We start from the raw sequence: 24,810 nt of genomic DNA, 5'->3' as shown, positions 1-24,810 counted from the left end.
GACCTGCGGAAACACTTGAGGTGAGAGCTGTGCCGACCCTACTCGACCGACTCGTTCGCCGCGCCCCGGTGCAGCGCGTCACGCCGGTGACCCCCTGGATGGTGGAGGTCCGGATCGCCGGCCCGGCCCTGCGCGACCTGCCCTGGACACCGGGCCAGCACCTGACCGTGCTGCCCGGTTCGCCGCACGGGATGTTCGGCGCGCTGCGCACCGGCTGGCGCAGTTACACGATCTGGGACCTGCACCCGGACGGGGTCCTGGACCTGCGGATCGTCACGCACGGCCACGACGGACCGGGGACTCGATGGGCGCGGTCGGTCCAGGTGGGCGACGAGGTCGCGGTCACCCCGCCGGAAGGACGCCTTACGGTACGACCGGAAGCGCCGTACCACCTGCTCGTCGGGGAGGAGACCGGCGCCGTGGCGATGGGGGCGATCGCCCGCGCGGTCCCGCCCGGCGCACCGGTGCACGGGGTGATCGAGGTGGACACCCCGGACGACCGGCCGGCGATGCCGCGCGGCGACGAGCTGCAGTGGGCGTACCGCAACGGCGCGAGCGCGGCGTCGTCCCCGGCCCTGCTGGGCGCGCTCAAGACGCTGGTGCTGCCGGACGAGCCCGGTGTCGCCTACGTGGCGGGCGAGGCGAGGACGTGTCAGAAGGTCCGCGCGCACCTGCTGCACGACCGGGGCTGGCCGCGCGCCACCATCCGCCTGCACGCGTACTGGACGGCGAAAATGTCCTGAAAGAATTCTCCGGTGGCGCTGTCGGATCGGGGTGACGGCGTTCGTAGCAGGGGTGAGCGGCGCCCACCCGGGCCGGCCGGACCAGAGGAGATGTTCAGCGATGCAGTACCTGTTCTCGGTGATCCACGACAGTGAGGCCCCGGCCACCGACGAGGAGATGGCGGCCATCGACGTGTTCAACGACCGGCTGCAGGCCGACGGGCACTGGGTGTTCGCCGGCGGGCTGGGCTTCCCGTACTCGGCCACCGTGATCGACAACCGGGGCGGCGACGCGCTGGTCACCGACGGGCCGTTCGTGGAGTCGAAGGAATACCTCGCCGGCTTCTGGATCATCGAGGCGGCCGACCTGGACGTGGCGCTCCGGCTCGCCACCGAGGCGTCGCGGCACTGCAACCGCAAGGTCGAGGTCCGGCCGTTCCTGTGAGCGCCACCGACGTTCCCGCGGCGATCACCGCGGCCCACCGGTCCGAGTGGGCCCGGGTGGTCGCCGCGCTGGCCCGGCGCTTCGGTGACCTCGACATCGCCGAGGAGGCGGCCGCCGAGGCCTGGGCGACAGCTGTCGAGCGGTGGCCGGCCGACGGGGTGCCGCCGAACCCGGGCGCCTGGCTGACCACCACCGCCACCCGCAAGGCCATCGACCGGATCCGCCGCGAGAACAAGCGCGACGACAAACACCGGGAGGCCCTGATCCTGTACGACGACGGAGCGCCCGAGCCGACCGGCCCGATCGACGACGAACGGCTCCGGCTGATCTTCACCTGCTGTCACCCGGCGCTGGCCCCGCAGACCCGGGTGGCGCTGACCCTGCGCCTGGTCGGCGGGCTGACCGTGGCCGAGATCGCCCGCGCCTTCCTGGTGCAGGAGTCCACGATGGGCCAGCGGATCACCCGGGCCAAAGCCAAGATCGCCCAGGCGCGGATCCCGTACCGGGTACCGTCCGCCGAGGACCTGCCGGCCCGGGTCGCCGGGGTGCTCGCCGTGCTGTTCCTGGTCTACAACGAGGGGTACCTGGCGACCGGCCCGGACACCGACCCGGTCCGGCGCGACCTGACCAGCGAGGCGATCCGGCTCACCCGGCTGATCCGCGCGCTGCTGCCCGACGACGGCGAGGTGGCCGGGCTGCTGGCGCTGATGCTGCTCACCGAGTCCCGGCACGCCGCCCGGGTGTCGGCCACCGGCGAGCTGGTCACCCTGGACGAGCAGGACCGGGGCAGCTGGGACACCGACCTGATCGCCGAGGGCCACCGGCTGGTCCGCGAGCGGCTGGCCGCCCGGGTGGCGCCGGGCCGCTACCAGATCCTCGCCGCGATCAACGCGGTGCACACCTCGGCGCGCGACATCCGCGACACCGACTGGTCACAGATCGTCGCGCTCTACGACCAGCTGGTCCATGTCGACCCGTCGCCGATCGTGGTGCTGAACCGGGCCATCGCGGTCGCCGAACTGGACGGTCCGGACGTGGCACTGGCCGCTGCCGACCGGCTCGACGGCGCCCTGGCCGGGTACCACGCCTACCACGCGACCCGCGCCGACCTGTTGCGCCGGCTGGGCCGCGGACCGGAGGCGCGGGCGGCCTACGACCGGGCGATCGCGCTGGCCGGCAACACCGCGGAGATCGCGTACCTGAGCCGCCGGCGCGACCAGTTGGGACGGTAGCGCGAACTTTCCGCCGGGGGCGTGCAACCGATCCGGCCGCCGATCCGTCACGCTCAGTGCCGATATTCCCGGGTTCGTGCCACACCCCGGGAGAACCCGGGCGCGTGCGTCCGTCATGGACCAGCCTCGTCGCGGAGATGATCACGACGAGGGGGAGATGGCGATGATGACGCAGCGACATCGCGGGACGGGCGCCGGCGAGGACACACCGCGGCTGTCCGTGGTCGTACCGGTGTTCAACGAACAGGAGGTGCTGCCGCTGTTCGCGGCCAGGTTGCGGCCGGTGCTGGACCGTCTCGGGATGTCGTACGAGGTGCTGACCGTCGACGACGGCAGCCGCGACGCGACAGCGGCCGTGCTCGAGGCGATGCGCGGGTCGTGGCCGCAGCTGCGGGTGGTCCGGCTGCGCCGCAACAGCGGGCACCAGAACGCGCTCACCGCGGGCCTGCACCGCTCCCGGGGGCAGTACGTGGTCAGCATCGACGTGGACCTGCAGGACCCGCCGGAGGTGATCGCCGAGATGCTGCGGCTCGCCGAGGCGGAGAACCTGGACGTGGTGCACGGCGTCCGCTCCGACCGCAGCTCGGACAGCGCGTTCAAGCGCGGTACGGCCGGGCTGTACTACCGGCTGATCCGGCGCGTGGTCGGCGCCGCGGTGCCGCCCAACGCCGGTGACTTCCGGCTGCTCAGCCGGACCGCGGTGAACGGGCTCGTCGACCTGCCCGAGCACCTGCCGGTCTACCGGCTGCTGGTGCCGTGGCTGGGGCTGCCCAGCGGCGAGGTGGCCTACGTCCGGGAGAAACGCGCGGCCGGCCGGTCGAAGTACCCGCTGGCCAAGATGATCCGGCTGGCGCTGGACAGCGTCACCGGGTTCTCGGCCGCGCCGCTGCGGGTCGCCACCTGGCTGGGCTGCGCCGGGATCGCCCTGTGCGCGGTGCTGGCGCTGGGCGGGACGGCCGCCTACGTGCGGGGTGACGTGGTGCCCGGCTGGACCTCGATCGTGCTGGCGGTGGTGTTCCTCGGCGCGCTGCAACTGCTCTGCCTGGGTCTGCTCGGCGAGTACGTGGCGCGGATCTTCACCACGCTGCAGGGCCGGCCGGCGTACGTGGTCGCGTCGGACTCCGGGTCGGCCGCCGCGCCGGTCCGCGAGTACGCGACGTCCGGGCGATAGGGGAGGGCACCATGCCGACTCTGCTGGCTCCTGAGAAGTCTGCTGTCGTCGTACCGGAAAGTCTGCTTCTGCCGCGCCGCGGCCCGTGGCGGACCGCCTGCCTGGCGGCGCTCGCGGTCTGGTCGGTGATGACCGTCATGCATGTCGCGGTGAGCGTGCTCGCCTGGCTGCCCCGCAGGGACGGCCAGGTCCCGGACCTGTGGTCGGTCCTGCTCGGCTGGAACAGCTGGGACGCCGGGCACTACCTGACGATCGCCGAGCACGGCTACCACCTGGGCCCCGGCTACCCGGCGTTCTTCCCGCTCTACCCGCTGCTGATCCACGTCGTGGACGCGGTGCTGCCCGGACCGGGACTGATCGCGGCGCTGGTCGTGGCGAACCTCGCCGCGTTCGGTGCCCTCGCGGTGCTGTACCGGCTCGCCGACCACGAGTTCGGCCCGCGGGTGGCGCAGCGGGCCACCTGGTACCTGGCGGTGTTCCCGACCGGTTTCTTCCTGTTCATCGGCTACAACGAATCGCTGTTCCTGCTGCTCGCCGTCGGTGCGCTCTACGCCGGGCGGCGCGGGCACTGGTGGCTGGCCGGCCTGCTCGGCGGGTTGTCGTCGGCGACCCGGCTGTTCGGGGTGCTGCTGGTGCTGCCGCTCGCGGTCGAATACCTGCGGCAGCTCGGCTGGCGGCCGCGCCGGATCCGCCCGGACGTGCTGGCCCTGGCGCTGGTGCCGGTGGGCGTGATCGCCTACAGCGTGTTCTGCCTGATCGACCTGGGCAGCCCCCTGGCGTTCAGCATCGCCCAGGACCAATGGGGACGGCGCTACACCATCCCCGGCGGGGCGTGGGTGTCCTCGATCGATCAGATGGGCGGGCACGGCCCGCTGCACCCGTCGACGCTGGCCGCGATCCTGGACGCCGGCACGGTGCTGGTCGCGGTGGTGCTGCTGGTGTGCAGCGTGCGCGGCCGGTTCCGGTTCCGCCGCGACCAGGTCTACCTCGTGGTGCAGGGCGCGCTCACCCTGCTGATGCTGATGTCGACCGAGGTGGCCGGCCGGTCCATGCAGTCGTCGGCGCGGTACGCCATGGAGGCGGTGGCGATCTTCTTCGTGCTGGGCCGGATGGGCGCCAACCAGCTCGTCGACCGCGCCGTCCTGATCGTCGGGGTGTCGTTGCACGCGGTGTTCCTGGTGGTCTTCATGGCGAGCACGTTCCTGGTCGCCTGACCGCTTCCGTCCGACCTATCCGCGATATGTGACTCTCGGCAATTGCCGTCATACGGCAAGTTACGCTCCCTGGCGAGATGGCCCGTCAGCAGGCGAGATGCACGGGCGCAACCCCAACTTTCACCAACGGTTTCGCGGAACCGTGGGAGGACAACGCATGTCCAGAATTCTGCGCCGCACCCGCACGCGGCTGGTCCGGGCCGGACTGACGACCGGGGTGGTGGGCGCTGCCCTCCTGGTCGCGCCGCAGGCCGCGTTCGCCGCGCCGAGCATCGGCCCGGCGGTGGTCGCGCCGGGTGGCAACGCGTCGCTGATGGATCCGCAGGTCACCTTCGCGGCGAACCCGGCGGTGCAGCTGGTGCCGCCGACCGCCGCCGCCTGCCCGGCCAAGTTCAGCGCGATCTCCGCGGCCGGCCCGTGGAACGCCACGAACGCGTCCCGGCCGAACGCCAACATGGTCGGGTTCACGGTGCCGGCGGTGAACGGTCCGACGGCGGGCACCAACGGCGCGGTGCGGCCGTACCTCGCCTGCGTCTACGAGGGCACCAACGTCGCCGTCAGCTCCCTGCAGGGCGGCACCTCGTTCTACCTGGGCACGCCGGTGTCGGCCACCCCGTCCAGCGGGGCGGGCGGCGGTGGCGGTCAGGTGACCGTGTCCGCGGCGACACCGCTGTTCACCGGGCTGTCCGCGGTGAGCGCGATGTTCACCACCGGCGCCTGCACGACGTACCCGACCGCGAACACCCCGCAGAACATGGTCGGCACGGTCAGCAAACTGACCGCCGCCGGGCTGTCGCTGACCGTGCCGTCCGGTGTGGTCGCCGCCGGCGCGTCCCCGGCGCAGTACAGCATCTGCCTCTACGACGCCTCGACCTCGGCCGCGGCCGGGGCGCTGCTCTCCGTCGGGCAGTACACCGCCACCCTGGTCAGCGTCACCCCGAGCGGCGGCTCCTACCTCAACAGCGTGGGGATCACCGCCAGCTCCGGGAGCGCCTTCCTCTCCGGGGTCACCACGCCGGCCGTGCTGCTCGTCGCGAACGGCGGCTGCCCGGGCACCTGGTCCACCGCGGCGGTCAACGGCACCCCGCCGGTGGTCGTCGCGGGTTCCGGCGTGCGCCGGCTGTCGAACACCCGGGCCGCGGTGACCGTGCCGCCGCTGCCGATCAGCAACGGTCAGCCGACGCCGTACCAGGTGTGCTTCTATGCCAACAACACCACCGGGGCGCTGCTCGGCAGCAGCGTCTACACCGCCGCGATCGTGGCCACGCCCAGCTCGGTGAGCCCGGCGGCGGGACCGGCCGCGGGTGGCAACACCATCACGGTGGTGGGCGCCGACTTCCCGACCGATCCGGGACGGATCACCGCCACGCTCGGTGGTGCGGCGCTGACCAACATCCAGTCGCTGAGTGACAAGGCGTTCACCGCGCTGGCGCCGCCGCACTCGGTCGAGAACAACGTCGCGCTGGTGGTGAGCACGCCGGCCGGGACACGGGCGCTGGCCGGGGCGTACTCGTACCTGAACCCGATCCGGGTGAGCCCGAACACGGCGCCGAACACCACCCCGGCGGTCGACGTCTCGGTGCTGGGCACCGGGCTGATGGGCACCAACTTCGGCAGCGGCGGGAACGCCGGGCGGGTGTTCCTGGTGGACGGGTTGTACAACGGTGCCGACGCCGGGGCCGGGGTGCGCGCGAACGGGCCGGTCGCCGAGTGTCTCAACGTCCTGGTGATCAGCGACGAGGAGCTGATCTGCACGCTGCAGCTGAACCGCCGGCTCAACGCGCAGGGCGGTGACTTCTTCAACCCGATGACCTACACCAACCTGCTGACCACGGACGTCTCCACCACGGCCGGCAGCCGGGTGATCATGTCGGCGGCCGGTAAGTTCAACGCCAACGACGCCGGCCAGCCGATCGTCCAGGCCGCCAACGCCAACATCCCGGTGAACAGCATCGTCACCGCGGTGCTCAGCCCCACCAAGGCGGTCATCTCGGCGCCGGCCACCGCCACCTCCGGCGCCGCGTTCACCGCGACGATCGGCAACAGCACCGCGGTCCGGACGTTCCCGAACGCGCTGATCACGACGGCCGGCAGTGTCACCGTGAGCCTGGCGTCCGGCGCCTTCACCCGGGCCGACGTGGGTCGGCAGTTCTTCGCCACGCCGGGCGTGCCGAACGGCACCACGATCGTGTCGATGGCGCCGGGCGGTGCCACCGCCACGCTGTCCGCGCCGGCCACCCTCGGCACCGCCGGGACGCTGAGCAACGTCTCGTTCAGCGACACCACCACCACGCTGACCGGGTCGTCGCTGCTCGCCACGGACGTCAACGCGGTGATCGGCGCGAACCAGCTGGGCATCCCGGCCGGCACCGTGCTGACCGCGGTCACCCCGGGCACCAGCGCCACGCTGTCGGCGGCCGCGACGGCCACGACGGCCGCGGGCGGCGTGAACCTTCCGGTCAACCGGCCGGTCGCCGCGTCGCTCTACGCGGCCGCGCCGGTCGTCGAGGGCGCGTACAACCTGGTGGTGGTCAGCAACGGAGCGCCGGACGCAATGGCCAACGATCCGGACTACTACCAGACCGACGTGACGAGCAGTTCGACGTTCACGGTGGCCTCGTTCTGAGCGGTCCGTTCCACCTGTGAGAGCACGCGGCCCGGCGCACTCGCGCCGGGCCGCGTCGCGTTCCGGCGACAACGGTGAACGGCGGACTGACCTGCATGCCGTGACCGATCGGGTGGCGGTCAGTTAGACGGACAGCTGAACCTGCGGGATGGACACCAACGATCTTCGTGGGCGTTTCTCGCGCACTGACGATCAACGGCACCCATGCTGTCGTCAATCGTCATCACAACGGAGTTGGGGAGACATCGGTGTCTGTGGGAACCACGCTCGATCGACTGGTGGACGAATTCGTCACGGCGATGTACCAGCACGGGCTGGACATTGATCGGCAGGTGGTGGAGGCGGAGATGCGGGAGCGGATCGAGGCGATCGCCGAGCGGCTCCGGCTCGACCCGCAGACGGTCCTGCGCGACCACGTCCGCGACGGCTGGGGCCGGCAGATGTCGGTCGCGGTGATCGAGCAGGTCCGGGGAGAGCGGCTGGTCGAGGCGGGCGGGCCGCCGCTGTTCGCCGGCTGACGTCGTCGCCGGCGTTCTTTGCCGGGATTCTCCGGTCGCGCCGTTTCGTGCCGGCGCTCTTCGTCGGCGTTCTCAGGTCGCGCCGTTTTGTGCCGACGTGGCCAGTGATGGATACCACGGTTGAACCGGCGCTTTCGGGGCACACGGCGGTGAACGATCCCGGCCGGCTCGCCGCCGTGACGGCGACCGGCCTGCTGGAGACCACCTCGCCGGCGTTGGACGAGCTCACCGCGCTGGCGGCCCGGCTGGTCGGCACCCGGGTGGCGCTGGTCAACCTGGTCGGCGCGGAATCGCAGATCTCGGTCAGTCACCACGGGGTGCCGGCGTCGCCGGGGGCGCGGCAGTTGCCGCTGACGCACTCGTACTGCCGGCACGTGGTGGAATCCGGGGAGCCGCTCGTGGTCCCGGACGCCCGGGAGCATCCGCTGCTGCGCGGCAACCCGGCGATCGCGGACTTCCGGGCCCTGGCCTACCTGGGCGTGCCGGTGCGGTCGCCGGACGGTCTTGTGCTGGGCACGTTGTGCGCCTTCCACAGCGACGTCCGGACCTGGTCGGACGCCGACGTGGCGACGATGACCGGGCTCGCCGCGGTCGCCTCCGGCGAGGTGGCGACCCGCACCGCGCTGACCGGGCGGCAGCGCGGCGACAACCGCGAGCTGCGGCAGGTCCTGGACAGCGTCCTGGACGCGTTCGTCGCCGCCGGCCCGGACGGCCTGGTGACCGGCTGGAACCGGGCGGCCGAGCAGCTGTTCGGCTGGACCGAGGCGGAGGTGCTCGGGCGGCCGGTCGGGGAGCTGCTGACCGCCGGCGCGGGCCGGCCGGCGTTCACCACCTGGCTCGCCGCGGTGAGCGCCACCCGGTCGGCCGACCAGCGCGGCGAGTTCGAGGCGATGCACAGCCTGGGACCGCGCCGATTCCCGGTCGAGGTGTCGGCGACCGCGCGGGAACCGGTCGTGCACATGTTCGTCCGGGACCTCTCCGCGGTCCGGCGCAGCGAGCAGCTCCGCAAACTCGAGTACGCGGTGGCCGGCGCGCTGGCCGCCGCCCAGAGCGCCGAACAGGCCGCCGAGGCCGTCGTCGCCCGGGTCGGCGAAGGGCTGCGCTGGCCGTACGTGGAGTTCTGGCACCTGGACACCACCGTCGACGAGCGCCTGGTCCGGCTCGCGGAGTGGTCCAGCGACACGGCGCGGACCGCGCCGATGCGGGCCGTGGTCGAGCTCGGCCGCGACGCCGGGGTGCTCGGCGAGGTGCGGGACTCCTCGGCGGCCCGCTGGATCACCGGCCTGCCCGGGGCGGATCCGCTGCGAGGCGCTGTCGCGGGGGCGGCCGGCCTGCTGACCGGGGTGGCCGTCCCGGTGCGCAACGGCACCGACGTGGTCGGCATCCTGGCCGCCTTCGACCGCCGCGACACCCCGCCGGACACCGAGCTGACGGCCGCCCTCGAGTCGATCGCCGCACACATCGGCCAGTACGTCCACCGGCGCCGCGCGATCGACCTCGAACTCGAGCTCAGCCGGGCCCAGCGGCACTTCGACCTGGTGGTCGGCAACCTCGACGACTTCCTCTGGACCGTACGGGTCACCACCGACGGCGCGGTCCGCATGATCTACGCCAGTCCCAACAACACCGGGATCTTCGGCGGGACCGCACCGGCCGGCGGCGACCTGGGCCTGGCGATGGCCGGCATGATGCACCCGGACGACCGGGCCGAGTTCCTCACCTTCCGCGACACCCTGGTCGCCGGGCAGCCGTCCCAGGTGGTGAGCCGGCTGATCGGCCGGGACGGGGTGACCCGCTGGGTGTGGACCCGGGGCTACCCGCGCAGCGACAACGGCCAGCTGTTCGTCGACGGCGTGTGCAGCGACGTCACCGAACGGCACCTGGACAACGTACGGCTGCGCCAGCAGGCCGAACTGCTCGACCTGGCGCCGACCGCGGTGATCGTCCGGGACCTCGAGCACCGGATCACCTACTGGAACCGTGGTGCCGAAGCGGTCTACGGCTGGAAGTCGGCCGCCGTGCTCGGCCGGTACACCCACCGCCTGCTCGACACCCGGTACCCGGTCTCCCGCACCATCGTCGACCAGACGCTCGCCGACACCGGCGGGTGGATCGGCGAGGTGGGCCACCTGCGCAGCGACGGCACCCGGATCGTGGTGCTCTCCCACCAGGGTGTGCAGCGCGACGACGACGGCCAGCCGATGGCCATCCTCGAGGTCAACGTCGACGTCACCGCGCGCCGGCACGCCGAACGCCGGCTGGCCGACAGCGAGAAGCGGCTGCGGACCCAGTTCTCCCTGGTCACCGTCGGACAGGCGGCGATCTCCCTGGAGGGCCGGTTCCAGGAGGTCAACCCGGCCCTGGCCGACATCCTCGGCCGGACCGTCACCGACCTCGAAGGGGTCACCCTCGACCAGGTCACCCACCCCGACGACCGCGACGACAACCACCGGACCGCCGCCTACATGTTCACCGAGGACCAGCCCACCGGCCGCTACCTGCGCCTGCTGCACGCCGACGGCCGGGCCGTCGACGCCGAGGTCGGGATGTCGCTGGTCCGGGACAGCGACGGCCAGCCGGTCAGCTTCATCGCCGTGGTCCAGGACGTCACCGCCCGGCTGGCCGCCGAACGGGAACGCGACGCCGCCGCCCTGCAGCTCGCCGACCGCAACACCGAGCTGCAGCACATCAACGGCCGGCTCGCCGACGCGAACACTCTCAAGCTCGACCTGATGGGCATGATGTCCCACGAGATCGGCACACCGCTGAACACCATCGGCGGGTACGCCGACATGATGCTCGCCGACGCCGAGCAGCTCTCCCCGGCGCACCGCAAGGGCCTCGGCGTGATCGTCCGCTCCACCGAGCGCCTCAACCAGCTGCGCGCCGAGATCCTCACCATGTGCACCATCGACGGCGGTCACCTGCAGGCCAGCCCGGAACCGGTCCGGCTGGCCCCGGCCCTGCACGACACGATCACCAGCCTGGAGATCGACGTGCCGGTGCACTGCCCGGACGACCTGCTGGCCCTGGTGCATCCGAGCCACCTGCAGCAGATCGTCACCAACTTCTGCACCAACGCCGGCAAGTACGCCGGTGGCGTCACCACGATCACCGCCGAACGGCACGGCGACCGGGTCCGGATCGCGGTGCACGACGACGGGCCGGGCATCCCCGCGCTGCTGCGGCCGCACCTGTTCGAGCGGTTCACCCGCTCCACCGACAACAACCCGGCGGTGCAGGGCCACGGCCTCGGCCTCTACATCGTCAAGGGCCTGGCCGAGGCGAACAAAGGTTCCGTCGCCCACCAGCCCGCCGAACCCACCGGCAGCATCTTCTCCCTCACCCTCCCGGCGGGGTGAACGCCCTCAACCCGAGGCGTTCCCCGACGTGCTCGGTGAACCAGGCGGCATAGTCATCATCAAGATCAAGATCATTTTGTACGGCCGCGCACCACTCCGGGCGGTCCAGAACGACGCGGATCCGGCCTTCTGGATCGGTGCCGAGGTCGCCCGCCCCGCCGTGGTCCAGCTGATTGACGAGGACGGCAGCCTGCACGAACCGCTCGGAACTCGGCGACTGCCCGCCGAGGTGGTCCGCGAAGGCGGCCAGCACGATCGGTGCGGCCGGATAGCCCCGCAGAGTTTGCCCCATGCCGTCGGCAGCGGCCATCTGGCACAGCAACCGGCCGGTGTGGTCGATCAGCTCGTCGTCAGGATCCGCGGCCACGATCGCGGTGTGCAGATCGGCGGCGACCGCCACCCGACCGGCGAAGTAGCCGTTGAGGAAGTCGCCGTCGCAGGAGTGGCGCAGCAGCCAGTCCCGGGCCACGCTGATCCCGACCGGGAGGAGGGCCTCGACCACGTAGACGCGGCCCCAGCCGGCGACCCGCTGAGCCAGCCAGAGCAGGGCCTCCCCGCCGCCACGGCGTCGTTGCAACGCGTGGGCGGCCAGCGGGCCGAAATGGTTGGAGAGCAGGCCGATGGTCTGGATCAGCGGGATGTCCGCCCCGGTCCAGTCGGCGGCGAGCAGCGCCAGACCGACCGTGGCCGAGTTGCGGTCGGTGCTGTGCCGGACCAGGTGGCGGCCGGTCGCCCGGACCCGATCCCGATCGGCCCGCAGCGCCGCGGCGGTGATGTGGTCGTTGAGGTGGATCGGCACGTCGATGGCGCGGAACGCGCCGGTCAGGTCGCCCGGCTGGGCGGTCGGATCGGCGAAGTGCCGATCGAGGACGGCGGCGGCGTCGATGCCTCGCCGCCGCCGGTCGTCGCCGGAGTCGGGCCGGTCATCATCGGCGTCGGGGTAGGGATCGCCGTCGCGGGGGAGCGGGGCGTCCGGGGTGAGCCGATGCAGGCGCAGGGCGTGGTCGAACAGGGTGGCGCTCACCAGGCGGTGGCGAACTCGATTCCGTGGTTCATGAATGGATCATGGCACAGCCCGGCGCACAGGGCGTGCACAGCGATCTCTTAGGATGCCCGCCATGCGTGCAGAGGCGGCGGGGGCGGGCCGGGTGCCGGCGATCCTGCCGTTGCGGGCGACGACCTTCGGGGAGTCGCTCGACGGGGCGATCGTGCTGTTGCGGCGGCGGGCGCTGCCGTTGTTGCTGGTCGCGGCGGTGCTGGCGGCGGGGGAGCAGGTGCTGCTGACCTCGCTGCGGGCCGACGCCGGGCTGATGCCGCCGTTCTACCTGCCGGGGGCCGACGCCGGTGACTGGTGGCGGACCGTGGTGACCGGGCTGGCGGCCGAGGTCGGGATCATCGCGCTGCTCGGCGCGTACGCCGGAGCCGCCACCGGACCGGCGCTGCTCGGCCGCGCGGCCGGCGGCTGGCGGTTGTGGCTGCGGACCCGCCCGTGGTGGAGCGTGCCGGTCGCCCTGCTGCTCGCCGCCCTGGCCTGGCCGGCCGGGTGGGCCGGGCTTTTCGGCCTGGTCGTGCTGTACGGCCTGTTCGGGCTGGCCACCCCGCTGCTCACCCTGGACCGGGTGTCGGGTCCGCTGACCGCGCTGGGCCGGTCCGCGCGGCTCTCCACCCGCGGCGGGCTGCGGGTCACCCGGATCCGGATCGTGGGCTACCTGACCTGGCTGGGGATCCGGTTCGCGCTCGGCACCGGCTGGATCGCGGTGGCGTCGCTGGTCACCGACGTGACCGACGTGTCCGGGGCGGACTGGCTGCACTGGGCGCTGCCGATCGCGTGGGGGCTGGCGAACACCGTGGCGTACGCGGCGCTGGCCTGCCTGGACGCGGTGCTGCTGGTCGAGGCGCGGATCCGGACCGAGGGGCTGGACATCGTGCTGGGCCGGGCCCGGGCGCGCGGCGAGGACGACGCGGCGGCGCTGGTGGCCGGGCGATGAGGGGCTACGAGGAGTTCGTCGCGCGGGTGTTCGACGTGCTGTCGCCGCAGACCGTCCTGCTGCTGCTGATCGTGCTGACCGGGCTGGTGGCCGCACTCTGGTACTGGTTCGCGGCGTGGGTGCCGCGCCGGCTTCCCCGTGTCAAGCTGCCCCGGATAAAGCTGCCCCGTTTCAGACTGCCCCGTTTCAAGCTGCCCCGGTTCACCCGGCCCCGGTTCACGCTGCCGCGCGTGAAACTGCCCCGGCTGCAAAGGAAGAAAGCGACAAGACAACCAGCGGTGATTCCCCCACCGGACGACCTCGAGGTGACCGCCGCGCCGCGCCCCGGGATGTCGCTGGCCGACCGGCTCGCGGCCGAGGGCCGGTACGCCGAGGCGATCCGCGAACGGCTGCGCGACACCGTGCGGGACCTGACCCGGGCCGGAGTGATCACACCGCAGCCCGGCACCACCGTGGTCGAGCTGACCGCTGCCGCCGCCGCGCACCGGCCCGCCGTCGGAGCACCGCTGAGCGGCGCCACCGAGATCTTCTCGGAGATCTGGTACGGCCGCCGCGACGCCTCGCCCGGCCACGACGACCGGATGCGCACACTCACCGCCGAGGTCCGCGACGCGCTGGGAGCTCCGCGGTGACGGCCCGGGTGAAACGCCGTCGGCTGCGGGTCGTCGTACCGTTCATGGTCCTGATCGCCCTGGTCAGCACGACCCTGATCGTGCACGCGACGCAGCAGCCGGACCCGGCGGACAGCGACTTCCTGTCCCCGGTCAGCAGCGCCGGGATCGGCTCCGGCGTGCTCGCCGGGCGGCTGGGCGAGCGGGGCGTGACCGTCGACCGGCAGACCGGCCTCACCGCCGCGCTGACCGAGCTGTGGCGCGGCGGCGACCCGGCCACCCTGTTCGTCACCACCCCGGACCTGGCCGATCTGGATCGGCTGAGCCGGCCCGGCGCGATCCCGCCGCTCACCCGGGTGGTCGTGGTCGCACCGTCCGAGGAGTCCCTGGTGACGTCGGCCTGGCCGCTGCACGTGCTCGGCACCCGGTGGACCACCGGTGTCGCCGCGCCGGGCTGCGCCGACCCGGTCGCGTCCACGGCCGGCCCGGCCGCGGTGAACTGGCGGCGCTACACCCCGGACACCGGGGCGAGTTGCTACGGCGACGCGCTGCTGACCGTCGCCGCCGGTGGTGTCGCGGTCACCGTGGTCGGCTCACCCGACCCGTTCCGCAACGACCGGATCGCCGAGCACGGCAACGCCGCCCTCGCGGTCGGGCTGCTCGCGCAGACGTCCCGGGTGGTCTGGCTCGACCTGCACCAGCGCGAGGTCACGCTGGAACCCAGCCCGTCGCCGTCGTCCACCCGCCCGGAACCGGAGTCCTCGTCGTCGGCACCGGACGCCCGGCCCCGGCCGACCGGCGCGCCGCAGCAGACCCCGGGCGACCCGGCCGCGCCACCGCCGGTCGCCCAGCCGGACGAGCCGAACCCGCTCACCGAGGCGTTCCCGGCGGCGTTCTGGGCGACCCTGCTGCTCGTCGCGCTGGCGCTGCTCGCGCTGGCCGCCGCGGCGGCCCGCCGGCTCGGAACGCCGGTCGCCGAGCCGCTGCTGTCCCGGGTGCCGTCGAACGAGACGATGCTCGGGCACGCCCGGCTCTACCAGCGCGGCCGGGCCCGCGGTGCGTCCCTGGACCTGCTGCGGGGCGCCGCCCGGCGCCGGCTCGCCGCGCACCTCGGCCTGCCGGTCGGCGCCACCCTCGCCCGGATCGCGGAGCAGTCCGGGTTGGAGGAGGACGACGTACGGGAGGTCCTGGCCGGCGTCCACCCGGACAACGACAGCGAGCTGATCGAGGCGGCTCTCGCCGTGCAGCAACTGGAACGCGACATCACCAGCCCCGACGAAGGAGTTCAGCAACCGTGACCACCGAATCTCAAGAGGCCCGCGTCGCACTGGGCCGGCTGCGCGCCGAGGTCGGCAAGGCGGTCATCGGTCAGGACGCGATCGTCGGCGGTGTCCTGGTGGCGCTGCTCTGCGGCGGTCACGTGCTGCTCGAAGGGGTGCCCGGGGTGGCCAAGACCCTGCTGGTGCGGGCCCTGGCCGCGGCGTTGGACCTGGACACCAAGCGGGTGCAGTTCACCCCGGACCTGATGCCCGGCGACGTCACCGGCTCGCTGGTCTACGACGCGCGGACCGCCGCGTTCAACTTCCGTCCCGGCCCGGTCTTCACCAACCTGATGCTGGCCGACGAGATCAACCGGACGCCGCCGAAGACCCAGGCCGCGCTGCTCGAGGCGATGGAGGAACGCCAGGTCAGCGTCGACGGCACGCCCCGGCCGCTGCCGCAGCCGTTCCTGGTCGCCGCGACCCAGAACCCGATCGAGTACGAGGGCACCTACCCGCTGCCGGAGGCGCAGCTGGACCGGTTCCTGCTGAAGCTGAGCGTGCCGCTGCCGGAACGCGACGCCGAGCTCGACGTGCTGCGCGCGCACCACCGCGGCTTCGACCCGCGGGACCTCAAGGCCGCCGGGATCACCCCGGTGGCCGGCGCCGTCGAGCTGGCCGCCGGGCGGGCCGCGGTGCAGCGCGTCGAGGTCGCCGACCCGGTTCTCGCGTACATCGTGGACCTGTGCCGGGCCACCCGGGTCACCCCGGCGCTGGAACTCGGCGCGTCCCCGCGCGGCGCGACCGCGCTGCTCGCCGTGTCCAAGGCGCACGCCTGGCTGAACGGCCGCGAGTACGTGGTGCCGGACGACGTGAAGGGCTACACCCTGCCGACCCTGCGCCACCGGGTCCGGCTGCGCGCCGACGCCGCCCTGGACGGGGTCACCGTCGAGTCGGTGCTGGCCGCGGTCCTGGCGGCCGTGCCCGCCCCGCGATGATCACCAGGCGTTTCGCCGCGCTGCTCGCGTTCGGCGTGCCGCTGCCGGCGTTGCTGCCCGCGCCGTGGCTCGCGCTCGGCGGGGTGCTGGTGTTCGCCGCCGGGCTGGCCCTGATCGACCTGGTCGTGGCCGGGCCGCTGGACGGGCTGCGGCTGCGGCGCGACGGTGATCGCACGGTGTGGCTCGGCAACCCGGCACGTGCCACGCTGACCGTCACCAACACCGGTGGCCGGTCGGTGCGGCTGAGCCTGCGCGACAGCTGGGTGCCGTCCGCCGGGGCCGGTGCCCGTCGCCACGAGCTGGACCTGCCGCCCGGCGAGTCGCGGGACGTGATCACCACGCTCACGCCGACCCGGCACGGGGACCGGCCCGCCGTCCGGGTCACCTTGCGGTCGCTCGGGCCGTTCGGGCTGGCGTACCGGCAGCGGCGCCGTAGCTGGAACGAGCAGGTCACCCCGGCGTGGACGCTGCGGGTGCTGCCGCGCTTCCCGTCGCGGCGGATCCTGCCGGAGAAGCTCGCCCGGATCCGGGTGCTGGACGGCGCCGTGGTCACCCGCGGCCGCGGGCACGGGACCGAGTTCGACGTGCTGCGTGAGTACGTGGTGGGCGACGACGTCCGCTCGATCGACTGGCGGGCCAGCGCCCGGCACCACGACGTGGTGGTGCGCACCTGGCGCCCGGAGCGCGACCGCCGGGTCTACTGCGTGCTGGACACCGGCCGTACCGCCGCGGTCCGGGTCGGCGACGCGCCCCGCCTCGACGCCGCGATCGACGCCGCGCTGCTGCTGTCCGTGCTGGCCTCGCGCGCCGACGACCGGGTCGACCTGCTGGCCCTGGACACCGCGGTGCGCGCCCGGGTCGAGGGTGGCGGTCACCGTACCCAGCTGCCCCGCCTGATCGACGCGATGGCCTCGCTGGAACCCGCTCTGGCCGAGACCGACTTCACCCTGCTGGGCCGCGAACTGCTCCGCCGCGACCGCAAACGATCCCTCGTAGTGATCTTCACAGCGCTGGACACCGCGCCGATGATCGAGGGCCTGCTCCCGGTCCTGCCCAAGCTCGCCGCCCGCCACAAGATCATCGTCGCGGGCGTCCGCGATCCGGCGATCTCCCGCCTGGCCACGCTGCCTTCCGCACCGGCGGCCGCCGACGTGCACGCGGCCGCCGCCGCGGAGCGGGTCCTGGCCGAACGCGACCGCGTCCGCGACGTCCTGCGCCACTCCGGCGCGACCGTCGTGGACACCGACGCCGACGCCTTCGCCAGCCGGGTGGCCGACGTATACCTGCTGCTCAAGGCGACTGGCCGGCTCTGAAACCCCTCCGGCGCGCGCCAGGTCCGCCGCGGCTTCCGGTCCTTCTTCGGTACGACTACGGACGGGGCTCGGTATTCGTACCGAATAGGTGTTTGTCGGCGATCTTGCCCCAGAGCAGTGCGTAAGCCAGGAACGCCAGCCACACGACCGCGCCGATGGTGATGCGCAGCGCGGCGGGCAGGGCCGACGGGGTGACGAAGGCCTCGAGGGTGCCGGCGATCGCGAGCGTCGGGACCAGGCCGACGGCGATGAGCATGCCCTCGCGGACCCAGGCGACCAGGGACTCGCGGCGGGTCAGCAGCGGGCCCGGGGCGATCCATGACCAGCCGAGGCGCAGGCCGACGCCGGCGCCGATGAACAGGCAGGTCAACTCGAGCAGGCCGTGCGGGGCGAGGTAGGTCAGGAACGTGTCGCCGGCGTCCTCGCCGACCATCATGGCGCCGACCACGCCGGTGTTCAGCAGGTTCGTCCAGAGCAGGTAGAGCACCGGCAGGATGAGCACGCCGGCGGCCAGGCACTGCGCGGTGATCAGGGCGTTGTTCGTCCAGACCTGCAGGGCGAAGTTCTGTGCCTGGTATTCGCTGTAGTAGCCGACGAACTCCTGCTGGATGTCGTCGCCGTCGGAGAACAGGGCCAGCACGGACGGGTGCGCCGACAGGTACCAGATCAGCGCCGCGCACGCCGCGACCAGCAGCACGCCGAGGGTGCCCCACCAGTGGCGGGTGCGGTAGAGCGCGGCGGGCAGGCGGTAGGCGAAGTAGCCGGTGAACGGCCGCCAGGAGAAGCCGCTGCCACCGCGGGTGACCGCGGCCCGGCCGGCCAGCACCAGCCGCGACAGGTCGGCGAGCACGATCGGGTCGGGGTTGCGGCTGCGCAGCACCGACAGGTGGGTGGCCGCCCGCTGGTACAGCATGACCAGCTCGTCGGCGTCGTCCGGGCTCAGCGGGCGCCGCTCCGCGAGCACCTCGAGCCGGTGCCACTCACCGCCGCGCTCGGTCACGTACGCGTCGAGATCCATCATCGTGCCGCCCCCGGTGGTCCGCCTGCCGGGCAGCGTAGTGGACGCGGTGTTCGCGGTCCGGGCCCGGTGGTGTTCACTGTCCGGGTGTCGCTCGCCCTCGGTCCCGCACCCGTACCGTCCAGCGCGACCGGGCTGGTCACCGCGGAGGCCGTCGCGCTCGATCTGCGGCCGGCCCGGCTCGGCTCCCGGGCCATCGCCCTGATGATCGACATCCTGGTGCAGGCCGCGCTGGCCGGCGTGCTGATGCTGGTGGCCGGCGTGATCATGGCGGTGCTGCCGGAGAAGCTGGTCGACGACGCGCTGTCGGCGACCGTGTGGCGGGTGCTGGTGGTGGCGGTGCTGCTGGCGTACCCGACGATCGTCGAGACCAGGACCAACGGGCGCAGCGTGGGCAAGACCGCGATGGGGCTGCGGGTGATCCGTGAGGACGGCGGGCCCATCGGGGTACGGCAGGCGTTCACCCGGGCGCTGATCGGCTTCACGCTGGAGTGGCCGGGGCTGCTGCTGCCGTTCCTGACCTGGGCCGGCAGCCTGGCCATCATGATCGGCTCGGATCGGGGCCGCCGTCTCGGTGACCTGGCCGCCGGGACGCTGGTGGTGCACGAGCGGCGCCCGCTGCCGTTCCGGTACGTACCCGGGATGCCCGCCGACCTCGCACCCTGGGCGGCGGCCGCCGACCTGTCCGCGGTGGACGACGAGCTGGCCGGTGCGGTCCGGCATTACCTGTCGCGGGCCCAGGAACTGGCCGAGCCGGCGTCGAGCGCGCTGCTGCAGTCGCTGGCCGTGGAGGTGGGCGCCCGGGTGACCCCGCCACCGCCGTCCGGGACACCGCCGTGGTTGTTCCTGTGCGCGGTGCTCGCCGAACGGCGGCGGCGGTATGCGGCCCAGCTGGCGGCGGGACGGCTGGTCACCGAGCGGCTGCTGCCGGGGTTCGGGCGCCGCCCGCTCTACCCGTCGATCCCGCCGGTGCGCCGGGCGGCGCCGTCTAGCTGAACGCTGCGGGCAACTGCTCCGGCAGGGTGAGCGCGGCGCCGGCGAGGTTCTCGCGCAGGTGGGCGACCGAGGACGTACCCGGGATGAGCATGATGTTCGGCGAACGCCGCAGCAGCCAGGCGAGCGCGACCGACATCGGCGTCGCGCCGAGCTCGTCGGCGAAGTGCTGCAGCTCGGTGGTCTGCACCGGGGTGAAGCCGCCGAGCGGGAAGTACGGCACGTACGCGATGCCCTGCGCCGCGAGGGAGTCGATCAGCGCGTCGTCCTCGCGGTTCGCGATGTTGTAGAAGTTCTGCACGCAGACGACCGGCGCGATGGCCTGCGCCTCGGCGATCTGCTCGGCGTTGACCGTGCTCAGGCCCAGGTGCCGGATCAGGCCCTGCTCGCGCAGCTCGGCGAGCGCGCCGAACTGCTCGGCGATCGACCCGGGCTCGGGCCGGTCGAAACCGCCGACCCGCAGGTTGACCACGTCGATGGTGTCCAGGCCGAGCCGCTTCAGGTTGTCGTGGACCTGATCGCGCAGCTCCTGCGGGCTGCGGGCGTGCGGCCAGCCACCGTCCGCGTCCCGCCGCGCGCCGACCTTGGTCACGATGTGCAGATCCTCCGGGTACGGCGTCAGCGCCTCGCGGATGATCTCGTTGGTCACGTGCGGGCCGTAGAAGTCCGCGGTGTCGATGTGGTTGATGCCGAGCTCGACCGCGGTGCGCAGCACGGCGACCGCGGCGTCCCGGTCCTTCGGCGGGCCGAACACCTGCGGACCGGCGAGCTGCATCGCGCCGTAGCCGAAGCGGGTCAGGTCGAGGTCACCGACGCGGTACCGGCCGCCGGGAAGTTCCTTGCTGTTCATGACCGCAACGATGCCCCGGTTCCGCCGCGATCGGCAGGGTTGTGTTCATCCTGGTAGTGACAGGACCAGGAAGCCGTCCCGATCGACCTGGAAGCGTCGCTGCGCAGGGTGGCGTCCCGTGCCGACGGCACCGCGCTCGCGGTCTTCCAGGCGACAGCCGAGCCGGGCCGGGTGGTGGTCCGCTGACCGGCCCGGTCAGCGGATGAACCTGATCGCGGTGGGGTAGCGGTAGCGGTCGTCCCGGGCCGAGAGGATCACGCCGCAGCAGCCGAGGGTCAGCGGGATCCAGATCATCGCGAACGGGGCCAGCTCGGGTTCCTTGTTCGTGTAGACCGAGACGACGACGGCCAGCACCGTGAGCAGCGCCCAGGTCAGGTAGAAGTTGAGCGTGGCCACCGCGTGCCCGCGCACCACGGCCGAGCGTCGGCCGGCGGCGAGGAGCACGATCAGCGGGGCCACCCAGCCGAGCAGGGCGCCGGCGAGGACACCGAACAGGCCGCCCCAGTGGGCGAACCGTGCCCACGCCCGCTCGCGCGCGGGATGCATCCGCCGGGGTGGGACGACATCGTCGGGGACGGGCTCCGGGACGTGCGACTCCCTCAGGTGCTCCATCACCGCACAGTAGAACAGGGCGGCCCGGCCACTAGGCTCGGCGCAGTGGTGTCCCGATCAGCGTCGGTCAGTGCCGAGCGGCCGTTCTACAGCCGGCATGCCGACGCCTACGACCTGCTGATCACCGATCCGGTCGCGCCGTGGACCGAGGCCGTTCACGCCCGGCTCCGGCCCGGCTCCACAGTCCTGGACGCGGGCTGCGGCACCGGCCGGCACGCCGCCGCGCTGATCGCGAACGGACACCGGGTCGACCTCGCCGACGCCTCCGCCGAGCTGTTGGCGCGGGCCGCCGCTCGCTGCCCCGGCGCGAGACCGCTGCTGGTCGACCTTTGCGAGATCAAGACCCCGTTTTCGTACGACGGGGTGACGTGCCGCGGCGTCCTCAACGACATGACCACCACGCCGGAGCGAGACTCAGTGGTCGCCGCGCTCGCTGGCTGCCTGCGCCCGGGTGGTCGATTGTTCCTGGACGTACGCGAAAAGGAAGCCTCCCGCCGGCGCGCCGACGGCACCACGCGGCAGGTCCTCGCGGATCTCGGCGGCGGCCGGCAGTTGCGCTTCACCAGCCGGGCCGCTTGGGAGCGTGGTCTGCTGCGGGTCGAGGAGCACTACACGCTCGTCGAGCGGGACCGGGTGGTGGAGGAGTCCACCTACGCGTTCGCCATGCGGCCGTGGAGCCGCGCGGAGCTGTCCGCGACGCTGCACCGCCACGGCCTGCGCCACATCGAGATCCTTCCCGGAGTCGGGCGACGCACGCCGGACCGCTTGTTCGTGGTCGCCGTCAGGTGAGTCCCGTGACGATCCCCGCAGCGATCCGCACCTGCTCGTCGAGGTGCCCCCGCGTCACCACCTCGGCGTGCAGGATCTGCGCGGCCCCGAGTAGAGCCACCCGGAACGACTCCAACGGCATCTCGCCGGCCACCAGCGATTCGAGTTCGCCCTCGTGGTTCTCGCGGTTGCCCTCGAGGTAGATCACCGGCTCGGCGTCGGCGGTCCGGCGATAGGCCAGGGCGAACGGCCCGTCGAAGAAATAGGACGACGCCTGCGCGATGTCCTCGGGGAGGTCTTCCTGAAATCCGCCATCGCGGAGTTCCGCATAGGCCGCCAGAGCCGACCCGATCACCGACAGCGGCAGGTCCCACCAGCCGGCGTCAGGGAAGGCGACCCCGTCCACGGTGATCCACACCCGGGAGGAGACCAGGTCATCCGCCGGAGTCCGCGGCGGCTTCACATCCGCGACATGCCACGCCAAGTTGATCATCACCGGCCATTGTCGCCCCAGCCCGGCGACGAGGTGCACCCCACCCGGCACAATCCCGACGCGACCGGCACCCTGATCGCCCGATCGTGACCAGTCTGCGTCCGTCGCTGCTGGCGAAAGTACCCGTCGATCGCCCGGAGGTCGCTCCGGAATATGCCGAAATGCCCTTCCCGGTCTGCAGTCACCTCCTGTTCGTCGGGCGCGATGGACCTGTCGATGTTGGCAGGCTCCTCGGTACACTCAAGTGTTCGACACCAGCACTGTCGACCTCGTGCGAGCCCGAGTCCGGCAGCGACCTCATTAGCTCGCCCATCGCGGTCACGTCGCACGAGGCGAACACCGCGTCCAGCCTCGGACCCCGGGCCAGCAGGGCCAGGTCGCCTGGGCGTCGGTGAAGTCGCCGTCGACGGAGATCACGGCGCGGGCGGCGCCGTCCATCGCGCGCGGGAAGCCGGCCGTGCGTTTCCGGGCGCACGGGGTCGGCCGTGATGTCCGCGACGTGCCACGCTGAGTCGATCATCACCGGCCGTTGTCGCCCGGTGCCGGGGCGGGCTTCCACCTGCGGCACAGCTACCAGGAAACCGGCCACCTGCCCGGCATGCCGGACGACACCATCAAGCACTTCGTCCACAACACCTGAAGGGATAGGTCCCTCACGTGGTAAGCCGAGGGCCGGCACCGGTGCCCGACCAGCCGGTTTCGCCATCGTGGACCGGGCCGTACGGTCGGCGACGTGGCCCGCGTGAATCTCGCCGTCGTGACGACGACCGTCGTCCTGCTCGGCCTGTCCGCAGGCTGTTCTTCGCGGTCCAGGGAGCCGGCCCTGGTTCCGCCGGTGGTGAATGCCGAGAGTTCCGGCACTGATCCCCAGCCCGTGGTCATCCCGTCCGGGGGCGGCAGCCTGCGCGGCATCGTCTATGCCAATTGTTCGGGCAGCGGTACCTACGATCTGGCATCGGTGGATCCGAGCACCGGAGCGGCCGGTGAGCGGCGAACGTTTCTGATCGAGGGCGACGAGTCGGTGGCGATGGACTGCAACGCCACGGTTCCCGGTGGTTTCGTCAAGCGGCAGATGTTCAACCGGGACTTCACCCGGATGGCGGCATCGATCACCGTGGGGAACGACGAGACGCATATCGGCTACGTCACGTTGCAGCGCACCATGATCGATTTGACGCCGCTTTCCCGTGGCTACGGCGGTACCCGCCCTGACTACGTCGGTGGCGTGTTCAATCCGGCCGACGGGCGGATTTGGTTCGAGTCGAAGACCAGCCTCGGGTCGGTCGACGCGGATGCGGGACCACCCAGCCTGAAGATGTCGGCAACGGACGCCTTCGGCAGTTCACTGGGTGACTTCAGATCGCTGTTCTGGTTCTCGCCGGATGGCAAGGTCCCGCAGGGCGGCTTCGGCTTTTCCGCGTTCTCCCCGGATGGCAAGACCCAGGTCGAGTACAGCCCGTCGGGCTTCACCATCGGCCCCGAGATCGGTGAGGGCACGACGACCGTCTCCGGTCCGGAGCTGTGCTGGCCCAAGCAGTTCGTCGACGACAAGCGGTTCCTGTGCCTGCAGGCCGGTGGCGCCCACCAGGTGTACCTGATGACCGTCAGCGATGATCGCAAGAGGCTGACTCAGAAACCACTGCTGCCGGAGAGTGACAAGACCGTCAGCGACGTGCTGCCGAGCCCGGATGCGACCGCGATGGCGTTCGTCAGCGACGGCATGCTCTACACCGTGCCGCTGTCCGGGAGCGAGGAACCGGCTCAGGTCGGCGACGGCAGCAGCGGCTCGCTGCTCGCCTGGCTGCCCTGAGGCCCTCGTCAGTGCCCGGGGCCGCACCGCCCGGCAGGATGCCGACGTGACCACGATTTCCACCGGCCAGGGCGACCCGGAGCTGCAGCAGTTGCTCTCCGATGAACTGGACCGTCTCAACCGCGCCGCCATCACCTCAGACGACGAGACCCCACTGTCGATCCGCGCCACCGACGCGACCGGCACCCTCATCGGCGGCCTCACCGGCTACACCTGGGGCGGCTGCGGCGCGATCTCCTCCCTCTGGCTCGCCGGCGAGTATCGGGGCCACGGTCTGGGCGCCGAACTGCTGGCCGCGGCCGAGGCCGAGATCCGCCGGCGCGGCTGCGACCGGGTCATCCTGTCCACGATGTCGTTCCAGGCGCCGGGTTTCTACCTGCGGCACGGCTACCAGGAAACCTGGCCACCTACCCGGCATACCGGACGACACCACCAAGCACTTCTTCTACCAGCCCCTAAACCCGCCCACCTGACAAACACGCCCACCCGCATCGCAGCCCGCCACAAAATCGGGGAGCACGCCGACCCTGTCGATGTCGACAGACGTTTCCCCTGTCCCAGGAGGCCGGCTGGCCCTGAGGGTCGCCTCAAAGCCGCCGACCCAACCCCCAGAACCAGCCGTGCTCTCCCAGCTGGCCCCGACGGCCGTTATGCGCCTGGTGTAAGGGCCTCCAGAGCCAGCCGGGCTCTCCCAGCTGGCCGTGGCGGCCGTTATGCGCCAGGTATAAGGGCCTCCAAGGCCAGCTGGGGTATTCCGGCTGGTCCTGGCGGCCGTTCTGCGCTCGGTTAGCGGCACCGAAGACCAGC

22 protein-coding genes are annotated in these 24,810 nt (G+C 72.3%); 17 read left to right on the top strand and 5 right to left on the bottom strand.

All coding sequences use genetic code 11. From position 1 onward, the window contains the following. Positions 1-29 precede the first annotated feature (29 nt). From ADL15_RS23840 to ADL15_RS23805, 8 genes are all read left to right on the top strand, one after another. Entirely contained in the window at positions 30-743 is a 714-nt protein-coding gene (locus ADL15_RS23840) for a siderophore-interacting protein (RefSeq protein ID WP_198170983.1), read from the top strand. Between the two features lie 100 nt (positions 744-843). Continuing rightward, positions 844-1,167, top strand: coding sequence for a YciI family protein (locus tag ADL15_RS23835; protein ID WP_067695258.1), 324 nt, complete (start codon positions 844-846; stop codon positions 1,165-1,167). Continuing rightward, positions 1,164-2,399 carry an RNA polymerase sigma factor gene (locus ADL15_RS23830; protein ID WP_067695255.1) on the top strand — a complete coding sequence of 412 codons (1,236 nt, stop codon included), beginning with the start codon at positions 1,164-1,166 and terminating at the stop codon, positions 2,397-2,399. The genes ADL15_RS23835 and ADL15_RS23830 overlap by 4 nt, the downstream gene beginning before the upstream one ends. 163 nt (positions 2,400-2,562) lie before the next feature. Further along, positions 2,563-3,570: a glycosyltransferase family 2 protein gene (locus ADL15_RS23825; protein WP_232344303.1), complete on the top strand. Its 1,008-nt coding sequence runs from the start codon at positions 2,563-2,565 to the stop codon at positions 3,568-3,570. Between the two features lie 11 nt (positions 3,571-3,581). Next, the gene (locus ADL15_RS23820; protein WP_067695254.1) at positions 3,582-4,784 is read left to right on the top strand and encodes a mannosyltransferase family protein; all 1,203 of its coding nucleotides are present in this window, start codon (positions 3,582-3,584) and stop codon (positions 4,782-4,784) included. 157 nt (positions 4,785-4,941) lie between these two features. Further along, on the top strand, positions 4,942-7,410 hold the full coding sequence (locus ADL15_RS23815) for an IPT/TIG domain-containing protein (RefSeq protein WP_067695252.1): 2,469 nt from the start codon (positions 4,942-4,944) through the stop codon (positions 7,408-7,410). Positions 7,411-7,658: 248 nt separating this feature from the next. After that, positions 7,659-7,928 carry a hypothetical protein gene (locus ADL15_RS23810; protein ID WP_157441570.1) on the top strand — a complete coding sequence of 90 codons (270 nt, stop codon included), beginning with the start codon at positions 7,659-7,661 and terminating at the stop codon, positions 7,926-7,928. Between the two features lie 149 nt (positions 7,929-8,077). Then, positions 8,078-11,290, top strand: a complete 3,213-nt coding sequence (locus ADL15_RS23805; protein WP_067695247.1) for a PAS domain S-box protein — start codon at positions 8,078-8,080, stop codon at positions 11,288-11,290. Here ADL15_RS23805 and ADL15_RS23800 read toward each other — a convergent pair. After that, complete coding sequence (locus ADL15_RS23800) at positions 11,271-12,314, bottom strand: hypothetical protein (RefSeq protein WP_232344302.1); 1,044 nt, start codon at positions 12,312-12,314, stop codon at positions 11,271-11,273. The two genes, ADL15_RS23805 and ADL15_RS23800, sit on opposite strands and share 20 nt — an antisense overlap. Positions 12,315-12,408: 94 nt before the next feature. Here ADL15_RS23800 and ADL15_RS23795 point away from each other — a divergent pair, with 94 nt between their 5' ends. Genes ADL15_RS23795 through ADL15_RS23775 form a run of 5 tightly spaced genes read left to right on the top strand, consistent with a single transcriptional unit; the run spans position 12,409 to position 17,459 of the window. After that, positions 12,409-13,278 carry a hypothetical protein gene (locus tag ADL15_RS23795; RefSeq protein ID WP_067695244.1) on the top strand — a complete coding sequence of 290 codons (870 nt, stop codon included), beginning with the start codon at positions 12,409-12,411 and terminating at the stop codon, positions 13,276-13,278. Then, a complete protein-coding gene (locus ADL15_RS23790; protein ID WP_067695241.1) occupies positions 13,275-13,910 on the top strand; it encodes a DUF4129 domain-containing protein in 636 nt (211 codons plus the stop codon). Before ADL15_RS23795 ends, ADL15_RS23790 begins: the two co-directional genes overlap by 4 nt. After that, positions 13,907-15,187 (top strand): DUF4350 domain-containing protein, encoded by a 1,281-nt coding sequence (locus ADL15_RS23785; protein ID WP_067695239.1) that lies wholly within the window; start codon positions 13,907-13,909, stop codon positions 15,185-15,187. Before ADL15_RS23790 ends, ADL15_RS23785 begins: the two co-directional genes overlap by 4 nt. Next, a complete protein-coding gene (locus tag ADL15_RS23780; RefSeq protein ID WP_067695236.1) occupies positions 15,184-16,146 on the top strand; it encodes an AAA family ATPase in 963 nt (320 codons plus the stop codon). The genes ADL15_RS23785 and ADL15_RS23780 overlap by 4 nt, the downstream gene beginning before the upstream one ends. After that, entirely contained in the window at positions 16,143-17,459 is a 1,317-nt protein-coding gene (locus tag ADL15_RS23775; protein ID WP_157441568.1) for a DUF58 domain-containing protein, read from the top strand. The genes ADL15_RS23780 and ADL15_RS23775 overlap by 4 nt, the downstream gene beginning before the upstream one ends. A gap of 55 nt (positions 17,460-17,514) precedes the next feature. Here ADL15_RS23775 and ADL15_RS23770 read toward each other — a convergent pair whose 3' ends face one another. Continuing rightward, entirely contained in the window at positions 17,515-18,480 is a 966-nt protein-coding gene (locus tag ADL15_RS23770; RefSeq protein ID WP_232344301.1) for a stage II sporulation protein M, read from the bottom strand. 84 nt (positions 18,481-18,564) lie between these two features. On the opposite strand from ADL15_RS23770, the gene ADL15_RS23765 reads away from it, so the two are divergent. After that, positions 18,565-19,473, top strand: coding sequence for an RDD family protein (locus ADL15_RS23765; protein WP_232344300.1), 909 nt, complete (start codon positions 18,565-18,567; stop codon positions 19,471-19,473). Here ADL15_RS23765 and ADL15_RS23760 read toward each other — a convergent pair. Beyond that, positions 19,466-20,320 (bottom strand): oxidoreductase, encoded by an 855-nt coding sequence (locus ADL15_RS23760; protein WP_067695226.1) that lies wholly within the window; start codon positions 20,318-20,320, stop codon positions 19,466-19,468. The two genes, ADL15_RS23765 and ADL15_RS23760, sit on opposite strands and share 8 nt — an antisense overlap. Positions 20,321-20,515: 195 nt before the next feature. Next, on the bottom strand, positions 20,516-20,932 hold the full coding sequence (locus tag ADL15_RS23755) for a DUF4870 domain-containing protein (RefSeq protein ID WP_083971647.1): 417 nt from the start codon (positions 20,930-20,932) through the stop codon (positions 20,516-20,518). Between the two features lie 45 nt (positions 20,933-20,977). On the opposite strand from ADL15_RS23755, the gene ADL15_RS23750 reads away from it, so the two are divergent. Next, a complete protein-coding gene (locus ADL15_RS23750; protein WP_067695215.1) occupies positions 20,978-21,721 on the top strand; it encodes a class I SAM-dependent methyltransferase in 744 nt (247 codons plus the stop codon). Here the strand turns inward: ADL15_RS23750 and ADL15_RS23745 are convergent. Continuing rightward, a complete protein-coding gene (locus ADL15_RS23745) occupies positions 21,714-22,232 on the bottom strand; it encodes a hypothetical protein (protein ID WP_157441567.1) in 519 nt (172 codons plus the stop codon). The genes ADL15_RS23750 and ADL15_RS23745 overlap by 8 nt on opposite strands. Before the next feature lie 694 nt (positions 22,233-22,926). Between ADL15_RS23745 and ADL15_RS54385 the strand changes: the two genes are divergently transcribed. Together ADL15_RS54385 and ADL15_RS54380 are read left to right on the top strand one after the other, a co-directional pair. Further along, positions 22,927-24,003 carry a hypothetical protein gene (locus ADL15_RS54385; RefSeq protein ID WP_198170982.1) on the top strand — a complete coding sequence of 359 codons (1,077 nt, stop codon included), beginning with the start codon at positions 22,927-22,929 and terminating at the stop codon, positions 24,001-24,003. Positions 24,004-24,049: 46 nt separating this feature from the next. Further along, a complete protein-coding gene (locus ADL15_RS54380) occupies positions 24,050-24,793 on the top strand; it encodes a GNAT family N-acetyltransferase (RefSeq protein ID WP_198170981.1) in 744 nt (247 codons plus the stop codon). Positions 24,794-24,810: the final 17 nt, after the last annotated feature.

The organism is Actinoplanes awajinensis subsp. mycoplanecinus, from assembly GCF_001509495.1.
Taxonomy (GTDB): domain Bacteria; phylum Actinomycetota; class Actinomycetes; order Mycobacteriales; family Micromonosporaceae; genus Actinoplanes; species Actinoplanes palleronii.
Note: the sequence above shows the minus strand (reverse complement) of the source record. Positions and strands in the feature narration are given on the sequence as shown.

Excerpts from the sequence above, each read along its gene's own strand:
- ADL15_RS23825 (WP_232344303.1), top strand. The coding sequence starts at position 2,563 with ATGATGACGCAGCGACATCGCGGGACGGGCGCCGGCGAGGACACACCG.
- ADL15_RS23820 (WP_067695254.1), top strand. The coding sequence starts at position 3,582 with ATGCCGACTCTGCTGGCTCCTGAGAAGTCTGCTGTCGTCGTACCGGAA.
- ADL15_RS23815 (WP_067695252.1), top strand. The coding sequence starts at position 4,942 with ATGTCCAGAATTCTGCGCCGCACCCGCACGCGGCTGGTCCGGGCCGGA.
- ADL15_RS23790 (WP_067695241.1), top strand. The coding sequence starts at position 13,275 with ATGAGGGGCTACGAGGAGTTCGTCGCGCGGGTGTTCGACGTGCTGTCG.
- ADL15_RS23775 (WP_157441568.1), top strand. The coding sequence starts at position 16,143 with ATGATCACCAGGCGTTTCGCCGCGCTGCTCGCGTTCGGCGTGCCGCTG.
- ADL15_RS23795 (WP_067695244.1), top strand. The coding sequence starts at position 12,409 with ATGCGTGCAGAGGCGGCGGGGGCGGGCCGGGTGCCGGCGATCCTGCCG.
- ADL15_RS23760 (WP_067695226.1), bottom strand. The coding sequence starts at position 20,320 with ATGAACAGCAAGGAACTTCCCGGCGGCCGGTACCGCGTCGGTGACCTC.
- ADL15_RS23770 (WP_232344301.1), bottom strand. The coding sequence starts at position 18,480 with ATGATGGATCTCGACGCGTACGTGACCGAGCGCGGCGGTGAGTGGCAC.
- ADL15_RS23755 (WP_083971647.1), bottom strand. The coding sequence starts at position 20,932 with ATGGAGCACCTGAGGGAGTCGCACGTCCCGGAGCCCGTCCCCGACGAT.
- ADL15_RS23835 (WP_067695258.1), top strand. The coding sequence starts at position 844 with ATGCAGTACCTGTTCTCGGTGATCCACGACAGTGAGGCCCCGGCCACC.